21 protein-coding genes are annotated in these 21,400 nt (G+C 66.9%); 14 read left to right on the forward strand and 7 right to left on the reverse strand.

Annotated features, from left to right (window positions below; all coding sequences use genetic code 11):
- Positions 1 to 119: 119 nt before the first annotated feature.
- Positions 120 to 1,481 carry a formimidoylglutamate deiminase gene (locus BZL41_RS15405; protein WP_095600115.1) on the reverse strand — a complete coding sequence of 454 codons (1,362 nt, stop codon included), beginning with the start codon at positions 1,479 to 1,481 and terminating at the stop codon, positions 120 to 122.
- 131 nt (positions 1,482 to 1,612) lie between these two features.
- Here BZL41_RS15405 and hutC point away from each other — a divergent pair, with 131 nt between their 5' ends.
- From hutC to hutH, 10 genes are all read left to right on the forward strand, one after another.
- Positions 1,613 to 2,365: a histidine utilization repressor gene (hutC, locus tag BZL41_RS15410; protein WP_095600116.1), complete on the forward strand. Its 753-nt coding sequence runs from the start codon at positions 1,613 to 1,615 to the stop codon at positions 2,363 to 2,365.
- Complete coding sequence (locus BZL41_RS15415; RefSeq protein ID WP_095600117.1) at positions 2,362 to 2,952, forward strand: HutD family protein; 591 nt, start codon at positions 2,362 to 2,364, stop codon at positions 2,950 to 2,952. The genes hutC and BZL41_RS15415 overlap by 4 nt, the downstream gene beginning before the upstream one ends.
- An 85-nt stretch (positions 2,953 to 3,037) precedes the next feature.
- On the forward strand, positions 3,038 to 4,057 hold the full coding sequence (locus BZL41_RS15420; RefSeq protein ID WP_095600118.1) for an ABC transporter substrate-binding protein: 1,020 nt from the start codon (positions 3,038 to 3,040) through the stop codon (positions 4,055 to 4,057).
- Between the two features lie 264 nt (positions 4,058 to 4,321).
- Positions 4,322 to 5,650, forward strand: coding sequence for a YjiH family protein (locus BZL41_RS15425; RefSeq protein ID WP_095600119.1), 1,329 nt, complete (start codon positions 4,322 to 4,324; stop codon positions 5,648 to 5,650).
- Positions 5,651 to 5,698: 48 nt separating this feature from the next.
- Positions 5,699 to 7,372, forward strand: coding sequence for a urocanate hydratase (gene hutU / locus BZL41_RS15430; protein WP_095600120.1), 1,674 nt, complete (start codon positions 5,699 to 5,701; stop codon positions 7,370 to 7,372).
- Positions 7,373 to 7,467: 95 nt separating this feature from the next.
- Positions 7,468 to 8,319 carry a proline/glycine betaine ABC transporter permease gene (locus BZL41_RS15435; protein WP_095600121.1) on the forward strand — a complete coding sequence of 284 codons (852 nt, stop codon included), beginning with the start codon at positions 7,468 to 7,470 and terminating at the stop codon, positions 8,317 to 8,319.
- On the forward strand, positions 8,316 to 9,134 hold the full coding sequence (locus tag BZL41_RS15440; RefSeq protein WP_095600122.1) for a glycine betaine/L-proline ABC transporter ATP-binding protein: 819 nt from the start codon (positions 8,316 to 8,318) through the stop codon (positions 9,132 to 9,134). Before BZL41_RS15435 ends, BZL41_RS15440 begins: the two co-directional genes overlap by 4 nt.
- A 55-nt stretch (positions 9,135 to 9,189) precedes the next feature.
- Positions 9,190 to 10,389, forward strand: coding sequence for an imidazolonepropionase (gene hutI, locus BZL41_RS15445; RefSeq protein WP_095600123.1), 1,200 nt, complete (start codon positions 9,190 to 9,192; stop codon positions 10,387 to 10,389).
- Positions 10,390 to 10,455: 66 nt separating this feature from the next.
- The gene (gene hutG, locus BZL41_RS15450; RefSeq protein ID WP_095600124.1) at positions 10,456 to 11,280 is read left to right on the forward strand and encodes an N-formylglutamate deformylase; all 825 of its coding nucleotides are present in this window, start codon (positions 10,456 to 10,458) and stop codon (positions 11,278 to 11,280) included.
- On the forward strand, positions 11,277 to 12,809 hold the full coding sequence (hutH, locus tag BZL41_RS15455; protein WP_095600125.1) for a histidine ammonia-lyase: 1,533 nt from the start codon (positions 11,277 to 11,279) through the stop codon (positions 12,807 to 12,809). Before hutG ends, hutH begins: the two co-directional genes overlap by 4 nt.
- Before the next feature lie 94 nt (positions 12,810 to 12,903).
- On the opposite strand, the gene BZL41_RS15460 is transcribed toward hutH, so the two are convergent.
- Complete coding sequence (locus BZL41_RS15460; RefSeq protein ID WP_084332979.1) at positions 12,904 to 13,335, reverse strand: hypothetical protein; 432 nt, start codon at positions 13,333 to 13,335, stop codon at positions 12,904 to 12,906.
- 226 nt (positions 13,336 to 13,561) lie between these two features.
- Here BZL41_RS15460 and pip point away from each other — a divergent pair, with 226 nt between their 5' ends.
- A complete protein-coding gene (pip, locus tag BZL41_RS15465) occupies positions 13,562 to 14,533 on the forward strand; it encodes a prolyl aminopeptidase (protein WP_095600126.1) in 972 nt (323 codons plus the stop codon).
- On the forward strand, positions 14,530 to 14,967 hold the full coding sequence (gene dtd, locus BZL41_RS15470) for a D-aminoacyl-tRNA deacylase (protein ID WP_095600127.1): 438 nt from the start codon (positions 14,530 to 14,532) through the stop codon (positions 14,965 to 14,967). The genes pip and dtd overlap by 4 nt, the downstream gene beginning before the upstream one ends.
- Positions 14,968 to 14,981: 14 nt before the next feature.
- Here the strand turns inward: dtd and BZL41_RS15475 are convergent, their stop codons facing one another.
- From BZL41_RS15475 to BZL41_RS15485, 3 genes are read right to left on the reverse strand one after another with little or no spacing between them, the layout of a single operon-like run.
- Positions 14,982 to 15,971: a GTP-binding protein gene (locus BZL41_RS15475; protein WP_095600128.1), complete on the reverse strand. Its 990-nt coding sequence runs from the start codon at positions 15,969 to 15,971 to the stop codon at positions 14,982 to 14,984.
- Positions 15,972 to 15,994: 23 nt separating this feature from the next.
- Positions 15,995 to 16,189 carry a YbdD/YjiX family protein gene (locus BZL41_RS15480; RefSeq protein ID WP_095600129.1) on the reverse strand — a complete coding sequence of 65 codons (195 nt, stop codon included), beginning with the start codon at positions 16,187 to 16,189 and terminating at the stop codon, positions 15,995 to 15,997.
- Positions 16,190 to 16,192: 3 nt separating this feature from the next.
- Positions 16,193 to 18,259: a carbon starvation CstA family protein gene (locus BZL41_RS15485; protein ID WP_095600130.1), complete on the reverse strand. Its 2,067-nt coding sequence runs from the start codon at positions 18,257 to 18,259 to the stop codon at positions 16,193 to 16,195.
- Positions 18,260 to 18,432: 173 nt separating this feature from the next.
- On the opposite strand from BZL41_RS15485, the gene BZL41_RS15490 reads away from it, so the two are divergent.
- Together BZL41_RS15490 and BZL41_RS15495 are read left to right on the forward strand one after the other, a co-directional pair.
- A complete protein-coding gene (locus tag BZL41_RS15490) occupies positions 18,433 to 19,785 on the forward strand; it encodes a cache domain-containing protein (protein ID WP_095600131.1) in 1,353 nt (450 codons plus the stop codon).
- A 3-nt stretch (positions 19,786 to 19,788) separates the two neighbouring features.
- Positions 19,789 to 20,421 carry a response regulator transcription factor gene (locus BZL41_RS15495; protein WP_095600132.1) on the forward strand — a complete coding sequence of 211 codons (633 nt, stop codon included), beginning with the start codon at positions 19,789 to 19,791 and terminating at the stop codon, positions 20,419 to 20,421.
- Here the strand turns inward: BZL41_RS15495 and BZL41_RS15500 are convergent.
- Together BZL41_RS15500 and BZL41_RS15505 are read right to left on the reverse strand one after the other, a co-directional pair.
- Complete coding sequence (locus tag BZL41_RS15500; RefSeq protein WP_095600133.1) at positions 20,418 to 20,837, reverse strand: UPF0158 family protein; 420 nt, start codon at positions 20,835 to 20,837, stop codon at positions 20,418 to 20,420. The two genes, BZL41_RS15495 and BZL41_RS15500, sit on opposite strands and share 4 nt — an antisense overlap.
- 64 nt (positions 20,838 to 20,901) lie before the next feature.
- On the reverse strand, positions 20,902 to 21,399 hold the full coding sequence (locus tag BZL41_RS15505; protein WP_168191012.1) for a DoxX family protein: 498 nt from the start codon (positions 21,397 to 21,399) through the stop codon (positions 20,902 to 20,904).
- Position 21,400 lies beyond the last annotated feature (1 nt).

A 21,400-nucleotide genomic window follows, 5' to 3' on the forward strand; every position in this document is an offset into this window, starting at 1 on the left:
CAGCTCCTGAACTCTGTTGCACGCATGACAGACCTCCAGAAAGGGGACGCCGTACAGTAAGTTTAGGAGCTAGCAACACTTAACGCAGACATAGCCAATAAATTCGCCCACTGGGGCACTCAGAGCAATGCGCGCAGTACCCGGGCAAACGCCCGGGCGGTTTCTTCCTCGGCGGCATGTCGACCGTCCCGCACCATCCAGCGGCCATGCACCATCACATCGCGTACCTGACGATCGCCGCCGGCGAACAGCCAGCGATTGAGCAGGGCGTCGCCCTCGGCGGTAGCCAGGTAGGGATCGCTGCCGTCCAGCACCAGCAGGTCGGCGCGGCGTCCGGGGGCGAGGGCACCGACGTTCTGCCCGAGGGCCAGGGTGCCGCCGGCCAGGGCGGCGTCATACAGGGTGCGGCCGACGTTGGGCTGGTCGGCGCGAAACAGGCGGTTGCGCCGCTGGTCGCGCAGGCGCTGGCCGTACTCCAGCCAGCGCAACTCCTCCACCACGCTGACCGAGACATGGCTGTCCGAGCCGATGCCCAGGCGGCCGTTTCGGGCCAGGTAGTCCACTGCCGGGAACAGGCCGTCGCCGAGGTTGGCCTCGGTGGTCGGGCAGAGACCGGCCACCACGCCACTGCGGGCCATGGCGGCAACCTCCTCATCCTCGACATGGGTGGCATGTACCAGGCACCAGCGCTCGTCCACCGGTACGTTCTCATAGAGCCATTGCACCGGGCGCAGGCCGCTCCAGGCCAGGCAATCGTCGACTTCCTTGCGCTGCTCGGCAATGTGGATGTGGATGGGCCGCTGCCCGTCGTCCGCCGCCAGCACTGCTTCGATCTGCTCCGGCGTGACGGCGCGCAGGGAGTGGAAGCACAGGCCCAGGCATTGTGTCGGTTCGTTCCGCAGGGCGGCGTCCAGGCGTTGCAGCAGGGCCAGATAGCTGTCGGTGCCGTGGATGAAGCGGCGCTGCCCGACATTGGGCGCCTGGCCTCCGAAGCCGGAATGGCTGTAGAGCACCGGCAGCAGGGTCAGGCCGATACCGGCATCGCGGGCTGCATGGCCGATACGCAGGGCCAGCTCGGCCGGGTCGGCATAGGGCCGGCCGTCGCTGTCATGGTGCACGTAATGGAATTCGGCGACGCCGGTGTAACCCGTCTTGAGCATCTCGATGTAGAGCTGGCGGGCGATGACTTCGAGTTGCTCCGGGGTGATTTTGCCGACCATCCGGTACATCAGCTCGCGCCAGGTCCAGAAGCTGTCCTGCGGATTGCCGGCCACTTCGGCGAGACCAGCCATGGCGCGCTGGAAGGCGTGGGAGTGCAGGTTGGGCATGCCGGGCAACGCGGGGCCGTTCAGGCGCTCGGCGCCGTCCGCGGAGGCGTCGGGCGCCACGCGGGTGATGAGGCCATCGGCAGCGATCTCGATGCGGACGTTCCGAGCCCAGCCCTCGGGCAGCAGTGCGCGTTCGGCGAAGAGAGAGGGCATGGCAATGGGCCTCGCAATCGGTATTTAACTTGTATATACATATACAGACGTATCGGAGCGCCGTAAACTGCGGCTTGTCCGGGGCTGGATAATCCGGTACATGCCGGTATGCCCAAGAATAGGAGAATCCCTTGAACGCCACGTCTTCCGAGCCGACTCCGCTGGCCGCGCAACTTGGCGACCAGCCCGCGCCGATCTACGCCCGGGTCAAGCAGATGATCGTTGCGCAGATCCAGTCCGGCGCCTGGCCGCCGCATCACCGCGTGCCGTCCGAGTCGGAACTGGTCAGCCAACTGGGCTTCAGCCGCATGACCATCAACCGCGCCCTGCGCGAGCTGACCGCCGAAGGGCTGCTGGTGCGCATGCAGGGAGTCGGCACTTTCGTCGCCGAACCCAAGGGGCAGGCGGCACTGTTCGAGGTGCACAACATCGCCGACGAGATAGCCGCCCGCGGCCATCGCCACCGTTGCGAGGTGATCCGCCTCGGCGAAGAACTGGCCGGGCCGGAGCGTGCCGTGGCGCTGGACATCCGCGAAGGGCAGCGGGTATTCCATTCGCTGATCGTGCACTACGAGAACGACGTGCCGGTGCAAGTCGAAGACCGCTACGTGAACGCCGAACTGGCGCCGGACTACCTCAAGCAGGATTTCTCCAGCCTCACGCCTTATGCCTACTTGTCCCAGGTGGCGCCGCTCACCGAGGGCGAGCATGTGGTCGAGGCGATTCTCGCCGATGCCGAGGAATGCCGCTTGCTGCGCATCGAGCGCCATGAGCCCTGCCTGTTGATTCGCCGCCGTACCTGGTCGGGCCGCCGCGCGGTGACCAGCGCCCGGCTGGTCTATCCCGGCTCGCGCTATCGCCTGGAGGGGCGTTTCAACTCATGACAGCGATCCGCCACCTGCGTGCCGCCGACTACCCGCATATGCCCTGGAAAAATGGCACCGGCAGTACCCTGGAGATCGCCCGCAACGTCGGCGACGGCCTGGACGGCTTCGGCTGGCGGCTGTCCATTGCCGATGTCGGCGAGTCCGGCGCGTTTTCCTGCTTCGCCGGCTACCAGCGGATCATCAGCGTGATCGAAGGCGCCGGCATGTGCCTGACCGTCGATGGCCTGCCCTCGCGCGACCTGCGGGCGCTGGATGCCTTCGCTTTCTCCGGCGGTAGTGCGGTGGACTGCCGGCTGCTCGATGGGCCGATCCGTGACTTCAACCTGATCTATTCGCCGGCCCGCTACCACGCCCGCTTGCAGTGGCTGCGGCTGGACGGTGAGGTCCAGGTGTTCGGCTCGGCGCCGCTGTGGCTGGTCTTCGCCCTGGCCGACGGGCTGGCGGTGCGCCTGGAAGGTGAAATAGTGGCGACCCTGGGGCGCCTCGATTGTCTGCAGGTGAATAGCGGGTCCGCCGCCTTGAAAGAACTGCGCCTCGAGGGGCAGGGGGCCTGTGCGCTGATCGAATTACAGCCTTTGGCTTGATTCGGGGCTCACTGTCCGTCCCGTCCGCTTTTTCTCGTCGTCTATCCTTCCTGGCTACGGCTGCGTTTCAGACGAGGAGATCGCCATGACCCCGCTCCGCACCCTCATTTCGCTCGTTGCACTGGCGACGGTGTTGGCCGCGCCTACCGTACGGGCGGAGTGCCCGTATCCCAAGCCGGTGGTCTTCGCCGGGCTGAACTGGGAGAGCGGCATGTTTCTCACCGAGGTGCTGCGCTATGTCCTGGAAGAGGGCTACGACTGCCGCACCGATGCGCTGCCCGGTAACAGTGTGACCATGGAGAACGCGCTGGCGCAGAACGACATCCAGGTGTTCGCCGAGCAATGGGCCGGGCGTAGCCCGGTGTGGCGCGAGGCGGAGGAGGCCGGCAAGGTCTTCGCCGTGGGCGAGCCGGTGAAGGGTGCGAGTGAAGGATGGTGGGTGCCGGAATACGTGGTCAAGGGCGATCCCCAACGCGGCATCGAGCCGCTGGCGCCGGAGTTGAGGAAGGTCAGCGACCTGCCGCGCTACAAGGCTCTGTTCCGCGACCCCGAAGACCCGGGCAAGGGGCGTTTCTACAATTGCCCGACCGGTTGGACCTGCGAAACGGTCAATAGCCAGAAGCTCAAGGCCTATGGCCTGCTCGACAGCTACACCAACTTCCGCACCGGTGCCGGGCCGGCGCTGGATGCGGCCATCGCCTCGGCCTATCGGCGCGGCGAACCGATCCTTTTCTACTACTGGTCGCCGACACCGCTGATGGGGCGCTTCAAGCTGATCCAACTGGAGGAGCCGCCGTTCAGCGAAGAATCCTGGGCCACCCTGTCCGACCCCCGGCATCCCAATCCCATCGGTGGCAGCTCGTTGCCGGCGAAGATCAGCATCGGCGTCTCGCGCGACCTGCACGACCGGGCGCCCGGGTTGGTCGGAATGTTCGAGCAGGTCGCGATTCCGCTGCCCCTGCTCAACCAGGTGCTCGCCGAGATGGGCGAACAGCGGCGCGACGTGGCGGAGATGCGCGCGGCTTTCTTTCGCCAGCAGCGGGCGGTCTGGTCGCACTGGGTACCCGGCGAGGTGGCTGCACGGATCGACGCCAGCCTGAAGTGATGTGCCGGCTGTTACCTCTCGAGTCATTTCGGGGCGTTCTGCCTCATTGCTGAGCATGCCCACGAAGAGCCGGCAGGTACCGGGCGTTTCGTCGGGCGTTCTCTCATTCCCGTCAAACCCGCGCTATTGCTGATTCCAGGGTTCCGGCGCGGCGCCTGCCGTTGCCTGTGGAGACGGATTGGCCTCTTGCTTGCATATTCTTGTATATACAAGCATAGATATGTTCATGCGTTTCCATCGGAAACACTGCCGGGAGGAACAGCGATGCACGACCAGCCGACCACCACCCTGGCTGCCAGCGGCGGCACACGCGCCGTCCTGCGCCTGTTGGGTTTCAGCCTGATCGGGCTGATCATCTTCTTCGTGCCCTTCGACATCGGTGGGCGCAACACCATCCTCCTCGACCACGCCGCTGGCGCGCTGATCGCCCATGCGCGGCCGCTGGTGATCGGCGTTGCCCTGCTGCTGATGGCCTACGGTGCGCTGGCGCCCTGGTTCGACGGCAGTTGGCGGCGGACCGCCGTGAGTCGTGTGTTCAGCGTGCTCAAGGTAATCGGCCTGGCGCTCGGCGCGGTGCACCTCGCCGGCCTTGCGCCCGCGGCGATCCAAGCGCCGGACATGCTGCCCTTCCTGTTCGACAAGCTGGTGCTGAACCTGGCGCTGATCGTGCCGCTGGGTTCGCTGGCCCTGGTGTTCCTGATCGGCTTCGGCCTGCTGGAGCTGGTCGGCGTGCTCATGCAGCCGGTGATGCGGCCGCTCTGGCGCACACCGGGCAAGTCGGCCATCGATGCCGTGGCCTCGTTCGTCGGCAGCTACTCGGTGGGCCTGCTGATTACCGACCGTATGTACCAGCAGGGCCATTACAGCGTGCGCGAGGCGGCGATCATCGCCACCGGCTTCTCCACGGTATCGGCGCCGTTCATGGTCATCGTCGCCAAGACCCTCGGCCTGATGGCGCAGTGGAACCTGTATTTCTGGAGCGCGTTGGTGGTGACCTTCGCCGTTACCGCCGTGAGCGCGCGGATCTATCCGCTGTCGCGGTTGCCCGATGAAGGACGGCCCGACCCGCAGCTGGAGCCGGGTGTCGGCCGGCTGCGCAGCGCCTGGCTGGCCGGCATTACCCAGGCGCGCCAGGCGCCGGCCCTGCATCGCGCATTACTGGAAACCTTCGCCGATGGCCTGCGCATGGCCGCGGCAATCCTGCCGAGCATCCTCGCTGTCGGCCTGCTCGGGCTGCTGGCCGCCAAATACACCCCGCTGTTCGACGCCATCGGCGTGCTGCTCTACCCGGTCACCTGGCTGTTCGGCCTGCCCGAACCCATGGACGTGGCGCGCGCCATCGCCTCCGGGCTGGCCGAGATGTTCCTGCCGGCGATGCTGCTGAAGGACGCCGGCAGCCTGGTCAAGTTCGTGACCGCCATTGTCTCGGTGAGCAGCGTACTGTTCCTCTCCGCCTCGATTCCCTGCGTGCTTGCCACGCGTATTCCGCTGCGCCTGCGCGATCTGCTGCTGGTCTGGCTGCAACGCACGCTGCTCAGCCTGCTGTTCAGCATCCCCATCGCCTACCTGGCCCAGCACCTGGGCTGGCTCTGACCCGAGCCGCCCCTTCGACGAACTGCCTGTGTAAAGGAGCTTTTTTCCATGACCGCCCCGACCCGTTACCGCGACACCGAGATCCGCGCTCCCCGTGGTACCCGGCTGAACGCCAAGAGCTGGCTGACCGAAGCGCCGCTGCGCATGTTGATGAACAACCTCGACCCGGATGTGGCGGAAAACCCCAAGGAATTGGTGGTCTACGGCGGTATCGGCCGTGCCGCGCGTAATTGGGAGTGCTACGACCGCATCGTCGAAACGCTCAAGGAACTGAACGACGACGAGACCCTGCTGGTGCAGTCCGGCAAGCCGGTGGGCGTGTTCCGTACCCACAAGGATGCCCCGCGCGTGCTGATCGCCAACTCCAACCTGGTGCCGCACTGGGCGACCTGGGAGCACTTCAACGAGCTGGACGCCAAGGGCCTGGCCATGTATGGCCAGATGACCGCCGGTAGCTGGATCTACATCGGCAGCCAGGGCATCGTCCAAGGCACCTACGAAACCTTTGTCGAGGCCGGCCGCCAGCACTACGGCGGTAACCTCGCCGGCCGCTGGGTACTCACTGCCGGCCTCGGCGGCATGGGCGGCGCGCAGCCGCTGGCGGCGACCCTGGCCGGCGCCTGCTCGCTGAACATCGAGTGCCAGCAGAGCCGCATCGACTTCCGTCTGCGCACCCGTTACGTCGACGAGCAGGCCAAGGACCTGGACGACGCCCTGGCGCGCATCTCCCGCTACACCGCCGAGGGCAAGGCGATCTCCATCGCCCTTTGCGGCAACGCCGCGGAAGTCCTGCCGGAGCTGGTACGCCGTGGCGTGCGCCCGGACCTGGTCACCGATCAGACCAGCGCCCATGACCCGCTCAACGGTTACCTGCCGATCGGTTGGAGCTGGGAGCAGTACCGCGAGCGGGCCCAGAGCGAGCCGGTCGCCGTGGTTAAGGCGGCCAAGCAGTCCATGGCGGTCCATGTGCGTGCCATGCTCGACTTCCAGAAACAGGGCGTGCCGACCTTCGACTACGGCAACAACATCCGCCAGATGGCCAAGGAAGAGGGCGTGGAGAACGCCTTCGACTTTCCCGGTTTTGTCCCGGCCTACATCCGTCCGCTGTTCTGCCGGGGCGTCGGGCCGTTCCGCTGGGCCGCGTTGTCCGGCGAGGCCGAGGACATCTACAAGACCGACGCCAAGGTCAAGGAACTGATCCCGGACGACGCGCACCTGCACCGCTGGTTGGACATGGCCCGCGAGCGCATCGCCTTCCAGGGCCTGCCGGCGCGCATCTGCTGGGTCGGCCTGGGGCAGCGCGCCAAGCTCGGTCTGGCGTTCAACGAAATGGTCCGTTCCGGCGAGCTGAAGGCGCCGGTGGTGATCGGTCGCGACCACCTCGACTCCGGCTCGGTGGCCAGCCCCAACCGCGAGACCGAGGCCATGCGGGACGGCTCCGACGCTGTCTCCGACTGGCCGCTGCTCAACGCGCTGCTGAACACCGCCAGCGGCGCCACCTGGGTGTCGCTGCACCACGGTGGCGGCGTCGGCATGGGCTTCTCCCAGCATTCCGGCATGGTGATCGTCTGCGACGGCACCGACGAAGCCGCCGCACGCATCGCCCGGGTGCTGACCAACGATCCGGGCACCGGAGTGATGCGCCATGCCGATGCCGGCTACCCGATCGCCATCGACTGCGCCCGCGAGCAGGGATTGAACCTGCCAATGCTCAAGGACTGAGCCGGTTGGCTAGGGTGAAGACAGGGGCATCCCTCCATCGACCCTTGGTGGGTCGGTGATGGATGCCATGTCCGAACCCTGAACGAGACGAGCGCATGTTCCCGGAACGCTTCACTTTTTCCATCGCCGATTGGGTCAATGCCGGCATCGATAGCCTGGTGGCCGACTACGGAGATCTGTTCCGCCAGGTCTCCGCGTCGCTGCTGTGGGTCATCGTTAATTTGGAAAGCCTACTGCGGGCGACTCCCTGGTGGCTGCTCCTGGCCCTGGTCGCGGCCCTGGCCTGGCATGCCACGCGGCGGCTGACCACGGCGCTGGCCATGGCCGGCCTGCTGTTCCTGGTGGGCGCGGTGGGGCTGTGGGACAAGTTGATGCAGACCCTGGCGTTGATGCTGGTGGCCACCGGTCTGGCGGTGCTGCTGGGCATTCCCCTGGGCATCCTGGCGGCCCGCAGCGATCGCCTGCGCGCCGTGCTGATGCCGCTGCTGGACGTCATGCAGACGCTGCCCAGCTTCGTCTACCTGATCCCGGTGCTAATGCTGTTCGGCCTCGGCAAGGTGCCGGCGATCTTCGCCACCGTGGTCTACGCCGCACCGCCGCTGATCCGTCTCACCGACCTGGGTATCCGCCAGGTGGACCGCGAAGTGATGGAGGCGGTCAACGCCTTCGGCGCCAACCGCTGGCAGCAGTTGTTCGGCGTGCAGTTGCCGCTGGCCCTGCCGAGCATTATGGCGGGGATCAACCAGACCACCATGATGGCGCTGTCGATGGTGGTGATCGCCTCGATGATCGGCGCCCGCGGCCTCGGCGAAGAGGTGCTGGTGGGCATCCAGACCCTGGATGTCGGCAGGGGCCTGGAGGCGGGGCTGGCGATCGTCGTCCTCGCCGTGGTCATCGACCGCATCACCCAGGCGTATGGGTGTCCGCGCAGGGAGGCGAGTCGATGAGCGACAAGATCGTCGTGCGCAACGTCTCCAAATTGTTCGGCCCGCGCACCGAGGCGGCCCTGGCGCTGCTCGGCGAGGGCCGGAGTAAGGCCGAAGTGCTCGCCTCCACCGGCTGCGTGGTGGGCGTGCAGGATCTGTCGTTGAGCGTGATGGCTGGGGAGCTGTTCGTGGTCATGGGGTTGTCCGGCTCGGGCAAATCGACCCTGGTGCGCCACCTCAACCGGCTGGTCGATCCCACGCAGGGCGAGGTGCTGGTCAACGGCGAGAACATTCTCGCCTACGACATGCCGCGCCTGCGGGAATATCGGCGGCGTACCGTCAGCATGGTGTTCCAGGGCTTCGGCCTGCTGCCGCACCGCACGGTACTGGACAACGTCGCCTATGGCCTGGAAGTGCGTGGCGAGCCCCGGGCGCAGCGCCACGAGCACGCCGCCCAGTGGGTCGCCACGGTCGGCCTGACCGGCTACGAGAAGGCATACCCGCACCAGTTGTCTGGCGGCATGCGCCAGCGCGTCGGCTTGGCCCGGGCGCTGGCGGCGGACACCGAAATCCTGCTGATGGATGAGGCGTTCGGCGCCCTCGATCCGCTGATCCGTGCGGACATGCAGGACCAGCTGCTGGAGCTGCAACAGCGCCTGCACAAGACCATTGTGTTTATCACCCACGACCTCGACGAAGCCCTGCGCCTGGGCAACCGCATCGCCCTGATGAAGGACGGGCGGCTGGTCCAGGTGGGCACGCCGGGGGACATCCTCGAACGACCGGCGGACGACTATGTCGACCGCTTCGTCCAGCGCCGCCTGACGGCGCGCTAGTACGGAGAAAACCGATGCCTGTTTTCGAACGGCCCTTCCCAGAGAGGGCGCGACCATGAAACGCCTCTGGCTGAACGCCCATGCCGCCACGATGCACGGCGGGCGCTATTCGATCATCGAAGACGCCGCCCTGTTGGTGGAGGGCGGGCGCATCGCCTGGATCGGCCCGCGCCATGAGGCGCCGGTTGGCGCGGACGAGACCGTCGATCTCGGCGGTGCCTGGATCACGCCGGGCCTGATCGACTGCCACACCCACACGGTGTTCGGTGGCGACCGCAGCGGCGAATTCGAAATGCGCTTGCAAGGTGCCAGCTACGCGGAGATCGCCGCGGCCGGAGGTGGCATCGCCAGCACCGTGCGCGCCACCCGCGAAGCCAGTGAAGACGAACTGCTGGCCAGTGCCGAGCGGCGCCTGCGCAACCTGCTGCGCGACGGCGTGACCACGGTGGAGATCAAGTCCGGCTACGGCCTCGACCTGGCCAGCGAGCGCAAGATGCTGCGCGTCGCCCGCCGCCTTGGCGAGCGCCTGCCGCTGACGGTGCGTACCACCTGTCTGGCGGCCCATGCGTTGCCGCCGGAATATGCCGGACGGGCCGACGACTACGTCGAACACATCTGCACCGAGCTGCTGCCGGCCCTGGCCGCCGAGGGGCTGGTGGACGCGGTGGATGCCTTCTGCGAGTACCTGGCGTTCACGCCGGCTCAAGTGGAGCGGGTATTCCAGGCGGCCACCGCGCTGGGCCTGCCGGTCAAGCTGCATGCCGAGCAACTGTCGTCGCTGGGCGGTTCCAGCCTGGCGGCGCGCTACCGGGCGCTGTCCGCCGATCACTTGGAATACATGACCGAGGACGACGTGCGCGCCATGGCCGAGGCCGGCACCGTCGCGGTGCTGCTGCCCGGCGCTTTCTACCTGTTGCGCGAAACCCGCTTGCCGCCCATCGAACTGCTGCGTCGGCACGGCGTGGCCATGGCCATCGCCAGCGACCTCAATCCCGGCACCTCGCCGGCGCTGTCGCTGCGCCTGATGCTGAACATGGCTTGCACCTCGTTCCGCCTGACGCCGGAAGAAGCCCTGACCGGCGTCACCCTGCACGCCGCCCGCGCCCTCGGGTTGGACGCGGAGCTGGGCAGCCTGGAGGTCGGCAAGCGCGCCGATTTCGTCGCCTGGGACATCCAGCGTCCCGCCGAGCTGGCCTACTGGCTGGGCGGCGATTTGCCCAAGCGGGTGGTCCGGCAGGGCGAGGACGTGCGATGAGGCGGCCCCTCTACCGAATCTGTGGACGCGAACCCATTCGCGATCGAACGACCCGGAGTACCTGACATGAACGACGACGCTTTCACCTTCCGGCAAGGCCGCGTGCCGCTGCTGATCAGCATGCCCCATGCCGGCATCCGCCTGACGCCGGTGGTCGAGGCCGGGTTGGTGCCGGCCGCTCGCAGCCTGCCGGACACCGACTGGCACATCCCCCGGTTGTACGATTTCGCCGATGAATTGGGCGCCAGCGTGATTGCCGCCGGTTACTCGCGCTTCGTCATCGACCTCAACCGGCCGGAGGACGACACACCGCTCTATGCCGGCGCCACCACCGGGCTGTTCCCGTCGACCCTGTTCGATGGCGAGCCACTGTTCCAGGCCGGCGCCGAGCCTTCGGCCGATGAGCGCGCCCGTTATCTGCGGGACATCTGGACGCCCTATCACCGCGCCCTGGCCGCCGAGCTGTCGCGCCTCAAGCGTGAGTTCGGCTATGCGCTGTTGTTCGACGCACATTCCATCCGCTCGCGGGTGCCGCGTCTGTTCGATGGGCGCCTGCCGGATTTCAACCTGGGCACCTTCGGTAATGCCAGTTGCGCACCGTCGATGGCCGCCCGGCTACAGGCCGTGTGTGCCGGTGCCGAGGGTTACAGCCATGTGCTCAATGGGCGCTTCAAGGGCGGCCACATCACCCGTCACTACGGGCGCCCGGCCGAGGATGTCCATGCGGTCCAGCTCGAACTGGCGCAGTGCACCTACATGAACGAATCCGAACCTTTCGCCTACCGCGAAGACCTCGCAGCGCCAACCCGGCGAATCCTGCGGCAACTCCTCGAAGAACTGCTGGCCTGGGGTCAAGAGCACCACGCACAGCGCCAAGGAAAACAAAAATGAGCAAAACCACCCTGCATCTCACGCCTGGCCACCTGACCCTGGAGCAACTGCGCCTGGCCTACCGCCAGCCCGTCGCCCTGCGCCTGGACCCCGCCTGCTTCGCCGCCGTCGATGCTTCCAGCGCGGCGGTGGCAGAGATCATCGCCGGGGAGCGCACCGTCTACGGCATCAACACCGGTTTCGGCCTGCTGGCGCGGACCTCGATCCCCGCCGACCAGCTCAGCCAGTTGCAGCGCAATCTGGTGCTGTCGCACAGCTGCGGCACCGGCCCGTTGCTGGACGATGCCAGTGTGCGGTTGATCATGGTGCTGAAGATCGGCTCCCTGGCCCGGGGTCATTCCGGCATCAGCCGGAGCGTATTGGAGGCGCTGGTGGCGCTGCTCGACCGCGATATCTACCCGTGCATCCCGGCCCAGGGTTCGGTGGGTGCGTCCGGCGATCTGGCACCGCTGGCCCATCTGGCGGCGGCGCTGCTCGGCGAAGGGCAGGTGCGGGTCGAGGGGCAAGTCATGCCGGCCGCCGAAGGGCTCCGCCTGGCCGGGTTGGCACCGGTGGAGCTGGGGCCGAAGGAGGGGCTGGCATTGCTCAACGGCACCCAGGTCTCCACCGCCCTGGCCCTGCGCGGGTTGTTCCAGGCCGAACAGTTGTTCGCCGCCGCGGTGGTGGCCGGTGCGCTATCGGTGGAGGCCTTGAAGGGATCCTATGTGCCCTTCGACGAACGCATCCAGGCGGTGCGCGGCCAGCCGGGACAGATCGCCGTCGCCGCGCTCTACCGCCGCCTGCTCACCGACAGCGGTATCCATGACTCGCACATCCACTGCAAGCGCGTGCAGGACCCGTATTCCCTGCGCTGCCAGCCGCAGGTGATGGGTGCCTGCCTGGACCATCTGCGCTTCGCCGCCGGGGTGTTCCTGCGCGAGGCCAACGCCGTCTCCGACAACCCGCTGGTATTCGCCGCCGATGGCGATGTGTTGTCCGGCGGCAACTTCCACGCCGAGCCGGTGGCCATGGCCGCCGATGTCCTGGCCCTGGCCATCGCTGAGATCGGTGCGTTGTCCGAGCGGCGCATCGCCCAGTTGGTCGACCCGGCGCTGTCCGGCCTGCCGGCGTTCCTGGTGGAAGAGGGCGGGCTCAACTCCGGCTTCATGATCGCCCAGGTGACCGCCGCGGCCCTCGCCTCGGAGAACAAGACCTGGGCCCACCCGGCCTCGGTGGACAGCCTGCCGACCTCGGCGAACCAGGAAGACCACGTGTCCATGGCCACCTTCGCCGCCCGCCGCCTGGCGGACATGGCCGGCAACAGCGCCGGGGTGGTCGCCATTGAACTGCTCGCCGCCGCCCAGGGCGTGGACTTCCATCGCCCGCTGAACACCACACCGGCGTTGGAAGAAGTGATGGCACTGATCCGCGCCGAGGTACCGCGTTACAGCACCGACCGCTACTTCGCCCCGGACATCGCCGCCGCCCGCGCCTGGGTGGAGCAAGGACGGTTCCAGCGCTGGGTGGGCGCGGAGGGGTTGTATGCGTGAGGAGATGAAGAGGGAAGGGTGAGGAGAAGATCGTTCCCACGCTCGGCGTGGGAACGCCCCCCGCGACGCTCCGCGTCGCATCAGCACAACGGCATCATTCCCAGTCCAGCCGCGCCAATTTCCACTCGCCGTCTTCCAGCCACCACTCCAGCTTCACGCTGTAGTGCCGGGCGCTGTCGGGGATCAGCCCTTCGGCGCCGGTCAGGGCGACCTGGGCGTCGGTGCGGCCCTTATCCCGGTAGGTCGGGTCGATCCGACTGTCCTTGCTCAGGGCCAGTACCTTGATGTTCTTGTGGCGCATGAACAGCAGGGTCATGGTGCGCTTGGCCCAGTCGCGGTCGAATTCCTGGCGGGCGATGAACTGCGGGTGCAGTTGATCGAGCACGTCGCCGGTCCGCTTCGCCTCGATGTTTTCCTGCAATTGCTGCACGGCCTTTTCCAGCGCGGCTTGCGGATCGTCACGTCCGCAACCGGCGACCAGCGCAAAAAGAAGCAAAAGAGGGGCGACAAATAGTCTGGGCGGCATGCTGAACTCCTTTTTCATGGTTATGATGCCCTTTACGAAATGATCGACGCCAAGGCGGCGCGGGGTGTCCCGCGTTTCGCCCCTTACAGGGACGTGTGAGCACCCGGCTTGGCCGGGTGGGGTCGAGTCCGGACGCACCGGCCTCGACGGGCCGTCCGGGTTTTCCAGGAACGAAGCCCCGGACGCTGACCTGACAGGACCGTACGCACAGACTCGGGAGTGCAGCATGCAGACTTTGTTTCCGGAGATTAAGCCTTACGCTCGCCACGAGCTGCCCGTGGAAGAACCGCACGTTCTCTACGTCGACGAGAGTGGCTCGCCGGACGGCTTGCCGGTGGTGTTCATCCATGGCGGGCCGGGCGCCGGGTGCGATGCCTTGAGCCGTCGCTTCTTCGATCCCAACCTGTACCGTATCGTCACCTTCGATCAGCGCGGGTGCGGCCGTTCCACCCCCCACGCAAGCCTGGAAAATAACACCACCTGGCATCTGGTCGCCGATCTGGAGCGCATTCGCGAGCACCTGGGCATCGAAAAATGGGTACTGTTTGGCGGTTCCTGGGGGTCGACCCTGGCCCTGGCCTACGCCCAGACCCACCCCGACCGTGTGCATGCGTTGGTCCTGCGCGGCGTATTCCTTTGCCGTCCACAGGAGTTCCACTGGTTTTACCAAGAGGGGGCGAGCCGGCTGTTCCCCGACTATTGGCAGGATTACCTGGCGCCGATCCCGCCGGAAGAGCGCGGCGAGCTAATGCAGGCCTACTACAAGCGCCTGACCGGCGCCGACCAGATCGCCCAGATGCACGCCGCCAAGGCCTGGTCCTGCTGGGAGGGCCGCACCCTGACGCTGCGCCCCAACCCGCAGGTGGTGGACCGCTTCACCGAGTCGCACCGGGCGCTGTCCATCGCCCGCATCGAGTGCCACTACTTCCTCAACAACGCCTTCCTCGAACCCAACCAACTGATCCGCGACATGCACAAGATCGCCCACCTGCCGGGCATTATCGTGCATGGCCGCTACGATGTGGTCTGCCCGTTGGACAACGCCTGGGAGCTGCATCAAGCCTGGCCGAACAGCGAATTGCAGATCGTCCGCGACGCCGGCCACGCCGCCGCCGAGCCGGGGATCAGCGACGCTCTGGTGCGCGCCACCAACCAGATCGCCCGCCGTCTGCTCGACCTGGCCCCCGACGAAGCATGAAGGGGCTGATCCAGCGCGTCCGCGGTGCGCGGGTGGAAGTTGCGGGAGAGATCGTCGGCGCCATCGACCAGGGCTTGCTGGTACTGGTCGGGGTGGAGCCGCAGGACACCGAGGCGAGCGTCGCCAAGCTGCTGCATAAGCTGCTCAACTATCGGGTTTTCAGCGATGCCGAGGGCAAGATGAACCGCTCGCTGAGCGACGTCAGTGGTGGCTTGTTGCTGGTGTCGCAGTTCACCCTGGCCGCCGATACCAAGAGCGGCCTGCGCCCGAGCTTTTCCAGCGCCGCGCCGCCGGCCCAGGGCGAAGCCCTGTTCGATCTGCTGGTGAAGCAGGCGCGGGAGAAACATCCGCAGGTCGCCACCGGCCGCTTCGGTGCCGAGATGCAGGTGCATCTGGTCAATGACGGGCCGGTGACTTTTTTGCTGGAAGTCTGACCTCGGAGCCGGTTCTAGCCGAAGGCGCAGCGGTCCAGCTCGGCGCGCAGCCGTTCCGTCGGCAGGTCACGGCCGATCAGCACGATGTCGCAGCGCGCCCTGTCCTCCGATTCCCAGGCCTCGCCATAGTCGAACCCGGCGATCCGGTGTACGCCCTGGAAGATCAGGCGGCGCGGGTCGTCATGCACGGCCAGCACCCCCTTGTAGCGCAGCAGGTCGTCGCTGCGCTCGGCGAGCAGGCCCTGCACCACCGCGCCGACCTTCTGCCGGTCGACCCGGCCGTCGTGCTGCCAGTGCAGCGCGGCAATGTCGTCGGCGAAGGAGCGGGTGACCGGGCGGAAGCGCAGCGGCTCGACGAGGCTGGCCGGTACACGGGTATCGAGGTGGAAGCTGCGCAGCGCGAACCAGTCGGCATAGGGCAGTTCGTCAGGCCAGAGGACGTGTTGCGTCGCCAGCGGGTTGATCGCGGCCAGCCGCTGACCCAGTGCGATCAGGTCCTGTTCGTTGATCAGGTCGGCCTTGCTGACCAGCAGCAGATCGGCGAAACCGATCTGCTTGCGCGCCACGGCATGCTCGTCGAGCTGCCGGCCGGCGTGCACGGCATCGACCAGGGTGAGCACACCGTCGAGCTGGTAGGTCTCGAGCAGGTCCGGGTCGCCGAAGAAGGTTTGCACCAGTGGCGTCGGGTCGGCCAGGCCGGTGGTTTCGATCACCAGCCGGTCGAATGCCAGCTCGCCGGCCGCGCGCCGCCGGTGCAGCTCCCGCAGATGACCGGCCAGATCGCCGCGGATGGTGCAGCAGAGGCAGCCGTTGGTCATCTCGATCACTTCGGCGGTATCGCGCACCAGCAGCGCGCTGTCGATGTTCACCGGCCCGAACTCGTTTTCGATCACCGCGATGCGCTGGCCGTGATCGGCTTGCAGCAGGCGGTTGAGCAGGGTGGTCTTGCCGGCTCCGAGGAATCCAGTCAGCAGCGTGACCGGGATGGGGGTGGGAGAGGTCATGTCCGTCTGTCTCCTTTTTCGGGCTAGCAGCAGCGGCCCTGGCCGCCGCCGTAGCGGGCTTCCTGGCGGTCGCGGAAGAACGCCTCGTAGGTCATTGGTTCCCGCTCGGGGTGGTTCTTCCGCATATGCTCGAGATAGGCGTCGTAATCGGGCAGGCCGACCATCAGGTTGGCCGCCTGCCCTAGGTATTTGCCGAGCCTGCCCAGCGTGTCGAACACGGCTCAGCCCTCGCTGCCCAGCGGCAGACGCTGGAAAGCGCTTTCCCTTGCCGTGGGATGGGTGCTCAGCCAGGCCTGCCGGCAGGTGCGGATGCCGTAGACCAGCACGCTCGACACCACCAGCATGAACAGCAGCGCCAGGCCGGCATCCAGGTAGTCGTTGAAGACCACCCGCTGCATCTGCTCCAGGCTCTTCGCCGGGGCCAGCACGGTGCCTTCGGCCAGGGCGTTGCGGTACTTGGCGGCGTGGGCGAGGAAGCCGACGCGTGGGTCGTCGGAGAACACCTTCAGCCAGCCGGCGGAAAGCGTGCAGATCAACAGCCAGCTTGCCGGCAGCGCAGTGACCCAGGCGTAGCGATGGCGCTTGAGCTTGAACAGCACCACGGTGGCCAGGATCAACGCGATGGCGGCGAGCATCTGGTTGGAGATGCCGAACAGCGGCCAGAGGGTGTTGATGCCGCCGAACGGGTCGACCACGCCCTGGTAGAGGAAGTAGCCCCAGGCCATGACGCAGAGGGCGGTAGCGACCAGGTTGCCGGTCCAGGAGTCGGTGCGCTTGAAGCGCGGTAGGAAGCTGCCCAGCAGGTCCTGCAGCATAAAGCGTCCGGCGCGGGTGCCGGCGTCCACCGCGGTGAGGATGAACAGTGCCTCGAAGAGAATCGCGAAGTGGTACCAGAAGGCTTTCATGCCGTCGCCGCCGAATACCTTGGAAAGGATTTCGGCCATGCCCACGGCCAGGGTCGGCGCGCCACCGGCACGGGAAATGATGCTGTGCTCGCCGAGCGATTGGGCGGTGCTGGTGAGCATGTCCGGCGTGACCACGAAGCCGAAGCGGGCGATCGCCTCGGCGGCGGACTCGGGGCTGGTGCCGAGTACGGCGGCCGGACTGTTCATGGCGAAGTAGATGCCCGGTTCGATGCAAGCAGCGGCGACCAGGGCCATGATCGCGACGAAGGATTCCATCAGCATGCCGCCATAGCCGATGAGAGGCGCGTGGGCCTCGTTTTCCAGCAGCTTCGGCGTGGTACCCGAGGAAATCAGTGCGTGGAAGCCGGAGACTGCGCCGCAGGCGATGGTGATGAACAGGAAGGGGAACACGCTGCCCGACCAGACCGGACCGGTACCGTCCATGAAACGGGTCACCGCCGGCATCTTCAGCTCGGGAGCGACGATCAGGATGCCGATGGCCAGGCCGACGATGGTACCGATCTTGAGGAAGGTCGATAGGTAGTCGCGCGGCGCCAGCACCAGCCACACCGGCAGCACGGCAGCGACGAAGCCGTAGCCGATCAGTGCCCAGGTCAGTTGCACGCCGGTGAAGGTGAACAGCGGCCCCCAGTACGGATGGGCCGCGATCTGGCCACCGCCGACGATGGCCAGCATCAGCAGGACGAAGCCGATGATCGATACCTCGCCGATGCGACCGGGGCGCAGGTAGCGGCTGTACAGGCCCATGAACACCGCGATGGGCAGGGTGGCGATCACGGTGAAGGTGCCCCAGGGGCTCTCGGCCAGGGCCTTCACTACGATCAGCGCGAGCACCGCGAGGATGATTACCATGATCATGAAGGTGCCGAACAGGGCGATGACCCCGGGTATCGGCCCCATCTCGGATTTGATCAGGTCGCCCAGCGAGCGGCCGTCGCGGCGGGTGGAGATGAACAGGACGATGAAGTCCTGTACCGCCCCGGCCAGGACCGCGCCGGCGAGAATCCACAGCATTCCGGGTAGGTAGCCGAGCTGGGCGGCCAGCACCGGGCCAACCAGCGGGCCGGCGCCGGCGATGGCGGCGAAGTGGTGGCCGAACAGCACGTGCCTGTTGGTCGGTACGTAGTCGAGGCCGTCGTTGTGGCGCACTGCCGGGGTCATGCGCTGCGGGTCGAGTTGCAGCACGCGGGTGGCGATGAAGCGGGCGTAGAAGCGGTAGGCGATGAGATAGACCGCCACGGCAGCGGCGACGATCCAGAGGGCATTGATGGTTTCGCCGCGGTGTAGCGCCACGGTTCCCAGCGCGAAGGCGCCGAGCAGGGCGACACCGATCCAGGCGAGATGACTGGCCAGTCGGGGCATTGTTGTTCTCCTGCCGTCGGCCGGGGCCTGCGGCAATGATTGTTATAGGGACTGATGCCCTCGGTGGAGGGCCCCGACACTATCGGCTCCCGGCACCTTTGTTAGAATTCGCAGAACTACCGGTCAGCGTCTACGTAAAACTACGTAGAGCGCCGCCGACGCGAACGGCCCGCATGCAGCTCAAACACAAGATCGTCGCCCTCGCTATCCTGCCCCTCTTGCTGGCCATCGCCGTGATCGGCGTGCTGGTCATGCTGCACGCCCAGCGTCTCGGCGAGCAGCAGGCGCAACTGCTGGAAAGCAGCATCCTCGCCAGCAAACAGACCGAGCTGAAGCACTATGTCAGCCTCGCCCTCAGCACCATAGAACCGCTCTACGGCAGCGGTCGCGACGATGCCGCCACGCAGCAGCAGGTGCTGGAGACATTGGCCGGGATGGAATACGGCAGCGATGGCTACTTCTTCGTCTACGACGGCAACGGCCGCAACCTGATGCACCCGCGCCAGCCGGAGCTGGTCGGGCGCAACCTGTTGCTGAGCATGAGCGACCCGGACGGCGCTCAGGCTTTGCGCGGCCTGCTGGATAGTGCGCGCAACGGTGACGGTTTCCACCGCTACCGCTGGAAGAAGCCCTCCACCGGGCAGGTTACGGAGAAGCTGGCCCGCGTGGTGATGCTCGACCGCTGGGGTTGGATGCTCGGCACCGGTATCTACCTCGACGACATCGAGCGGGCCACCGCCCAGGCCCGCGCCGAGGTGGCGGACAACGTCCGCCGGACCATGTGGGCGATCGCCGGGGTGGCCTTGGTGGCAGTGCTGTTGGTGTTCGCCGGCGGTGTAACCCTGAACGTCAGTGAACACCGCCTGGCCGACCGCAAGCTGCAATTGCTGGCCCAACGCATCGTCACTTCCCAGGAGGAGGAGCGCTCGCGGGTGTCTCGCGAACTGCACGACGGCATCAGCCAGGTGCTGGTCTCGGTGAAATTCCAGTTGGAGCTGGCCTGCCACGAGCTGGAGGCGGGCCGCCAGCAGGCGCTGGACACGCTGCGTAGCGGCCTTGTGCGGCTGGGCGAGGCGATAGCCGAGGTGCGGCGGATTTCCCACGGTCTGCGTCCCTCGGTGCTGGACACCTTTGGCCTGGCGGCGGCCATCGGCCAGCTCGCCAGGGACTTCGAGGCCAGCAGTGGCCTGGCGGTGACCTATCGCGAAGGACTGGGCGACGAGCGCCTGCCGGATCGCGAGTCGGTGGCGCTGTTCCGCATCGTCCAGGAAGCGCTGACCAACATCGAGCGCCATGCCTATGCCCGCCACGTCGCCATCGTCCTGGAGCGCAAGGGTGACACCGTGCGGCTGCGGGTTCGCGACGATGGCGTCGGCTTCGACCCGGCGCGCATCGAACAAGCCCGCTCCGGCGGCATCGGGCTGCGCAACATGCGGGAACGGATCGCCCACCTGGGCGGTCGGTTTACGTTATCGTCGGCGCCGGGTCGCACCGAGCTGTCCGTGAGTCTGCCGCTACCGGAGTGAGCCATGTCCGAAACGCCGTCCCAACCTACCCGCATTGCCCTGGTCGATGACCACGAACTGGTGCGCGACGGCCTGCGCGCGCTGCTGGCGGCCATGCCGCAACTGGAAGTGGTGGGTGAGGCCGGCAGCGGCGCCGAGGCGCTCAGCCTGGTGGAGCGGGTGCGGCCGGACCTGCTGCTGGTGGACATCGGCATGAAGGACATGAACGGCCTGCAACTCACCGAGCGGCTCTGCCGCGACTATCCCGGCCTGCGCGTGCTGATCCTGAGCATGTACGACCATCCCGAGTACGTGACCAGCTCGATTCGTGCCGGCGCGCGCGGCTACGTGCTGAAGGACGCCGCTTCGCGTGAGATTGTCGCCGCCATCGATGCGGTGGCCGCCGGCGGCAGCTACTACAGCGCCGATCTGTTGCAGCAGATGGCCAGCCCGCCGCCAGTGGACAACGAGCTGACCCCGCGCGAGCGCGAGGTACTGCGCATGCTCGCCGGGGGACTGAGCAACAAGGCCATCGCCCGCGTCCTGGATATCAGCGTGCGTACCGTGGAAACCCACCGCCTGAGCATCCGCCGCAAGCTGGACATCGACACCCCGGCGGGGCTGGTGAAATACGCTATGGAGCGCGGCTGGCTCTAGTGCCGCGCCGCCTCCAGGCCATTCTCCTGCAACCACTCCAGGGCCTGCTCGCGCAGGTGTGTGGCCCGGTAATCCAGCCAGGCCTGGCGGATTTCCGGGTATTTCTCCAGTTCGTAGTCGAAGGTACGCAAAGGCTTGCGGCCGGCCAGGGCGTGGCTCAGCACGGTGTGCGCATGCGGGTCGTGCAGGGTGAACAGGAAGCCTTCGCGCATGCCAACGGCTTCGCCAGTGGGCAGGGGGTCGATGGGCAGGTAGCGGTCTGGCTGTACGTCGTATTTCTCCATGGCACCCGGAACCGGGTCCTCCGGGGCGGCGACAAAGATGCCGCCGGTTTCCAGGTCGAGGTAGTGCTCGCTGCCGCTGTCGTCGTCCAGGGCGGCTTCGAGGTGTGACAGGTCGATGGTCAATGGGCGCATGTTCGTCAGTCTGCAGGCTGCTGGAACAAAACAACAGACCTCGGCCAGCCCGGACAGTGCCCGGTCAGCCCTGTGCCGGCATCGTCCCGACGGGCTGCGCGACGGCACCGCGACGGCCGACCACCCCGCCGGCATACAGCGCCCAGAGGATGATCAGCGGCTGGAACGGCAGGCGCAGCCAGTAGTACCACTGGACACTCGGCAGGCCATCGACGCTGAGGCCATGGAGTGCGTTATGGATGTTCGCCGGCAATACGCAGACGAAGTACAGCGCCAGCATCGTCGCCGCCAGCCGCCGCGTCTGCGGCAGCAGCAGGCCAATGGCGCCCGCCAGTTCGCAGGCGCCGGTGAACAGCACCAGCGGCAGATGGTAGGGCAGGTAGTCCGGCATCATCGGCAAATAGCGGCCGGGTGTCAGCCAGTGATCGAGCCCGACGAACAGCAACGCCAGGGCCATGGCCAGGCGCATCCGTGCCGGCCAGCCGGCGAGGCCGGGCGCGCCGAGACGATCGCCGAGGGCGGCGAGCAGGGTGAGCAGGACCAGCAAGGCGATGAAGAGCATG

The sequence above is a fragment of the Pseudomonas sp. PIC25 genome, from assembly GCF_002286785.1.
Classification (GTDB): Bacteria; Pseudomonadota; Gammaproteobacteria; order Pseudomonadales; family Pseudomonadaceae; genus Pseudomonas_M.

Coding starts and splice junctions, on each gene's coding strand:
- BZL41_RS15405 (WP_095600115.1), bottom strand. CDS start 1,481: ATGCCCTCTCTCTTCGCCGAACGCGCACTGCTGCCCGAGGGCTGGGCT.
- BZL41_RS15415 (WP_095600117.1), top strand. CDS start 2,362: ATGACAGCGATCCGCCACCTGCGTGCCGCCGACTACCCGCATATGCCC.
- BZL41_RS15420 (WP_095600118.1), top strand. CDS start 3,038: ATGACCCCGCTCCGCACCCTCATTTCGCTCGTTGCACTGGCGACGGTG.
- BZL41_RS15425 (WP_095600119.1), top strand. CDS start 4,322: ATGCACGACCAGCCGACCACCACCCTGGCTGCCAGCGGCGGCACACGC.
- hutU (WP_095600120.1), top strand. CDS start 5,699: ATGACCGCCCCGACCCGTTACCGCGACACCGAGATCCGCGCTCCCCGT.
- BZL41_RS15435 (WP_095600121.1), top strand. CDS start 7,468: ATGTTCCCGGAACGCTTCACTTTTTCCATCGCCGATTGGGTCAATGCC.
- BZL41_RS15440 (WP_095600122.1), top strand. CDS start 8,316: ATGAGCGACAAGATCGTCGTGCGCAACGTCTCCAAATTGTTCGGCCCG.
- hutI (WP_095600123.1), top strand. CDS start 9,190: ATGAAACGCCTCTGGCTGAACGCCCATGCCGCCACGATGCACGGCGGG.
- hutG (WP_095600124.1), top strand. CDS start 10,456: ATGAACGACGACGCTTTCACCTTCCGGCAAGGCCGCGTGCCGCTGCTG.
- hutH (WP_095600125.1), top strand. CDS start 11,277: ATGAGCAAAACCACCCTGCATCTCACGCCTGGCCACCTGACCCTGGAG.
- BZL41_RS15460 (WP_084332979.1), bottom strand. CDS start 13,335: ATGCCGCCCAGACTATTTGTCGCCCCTCTTTTGCTTCTTTTTGCGCTG.
- pip (WP_095600126.1), top strand. CDS start 13,562: ATGCAGACTTTGTTTCCGGAGATTAAGCCTTACGCTCGCCACGAGCTG.
- dtd (WP_095600127.1), top strand. CDS start 14,530: ATGAAGGGGCTGATCCAGCGCGTCCGCGGTGCGCGGGTGGAAGTTGCG.
- BZL41_RS15475 (WP_095600128.1), bottom strand. CDS start 15,971: ATGACCTCTCCCACCCCCATCCCGGTCACGCTGCTGACTGGATTCCTC.
- BZL41_RS15485 (WP_095600130.1), bottom strand. CDS start 18,259: ATGCCCCGACTGGCCAGTCATCTCGCCTGGATCGGTGTCGCCCTGCTC.
- BZL41_RS15490 (WP_095600131.1), top strand. CDS start 18,433: ATGCAGCTCAAACACAAGATCGTCGCCCTCGCTATCCTGCCCCTCTTG.
- BZL41_RS15495 (WP_095600132.1), top strand. CDS start 19,789: ATGTCCGAAACGCCGTCCCAACCTACCCGCATTGCCCTGGTCGATGAC.
- BZL41_RS15500 (WP_095600133.1), bottom strand. CDS start 20,837: ATGCGCCCATTGACCATCGACCTGTCACACCTCGAAGCCGCCCTGGAC.
- BZL41_RS15505 (WP_168191012.1), bottom strand. CDS start 21,399: ATGCTCTTCATCGCCTTGCTGGTCCTGCTCACCCTGCTCGCCGCCCTC.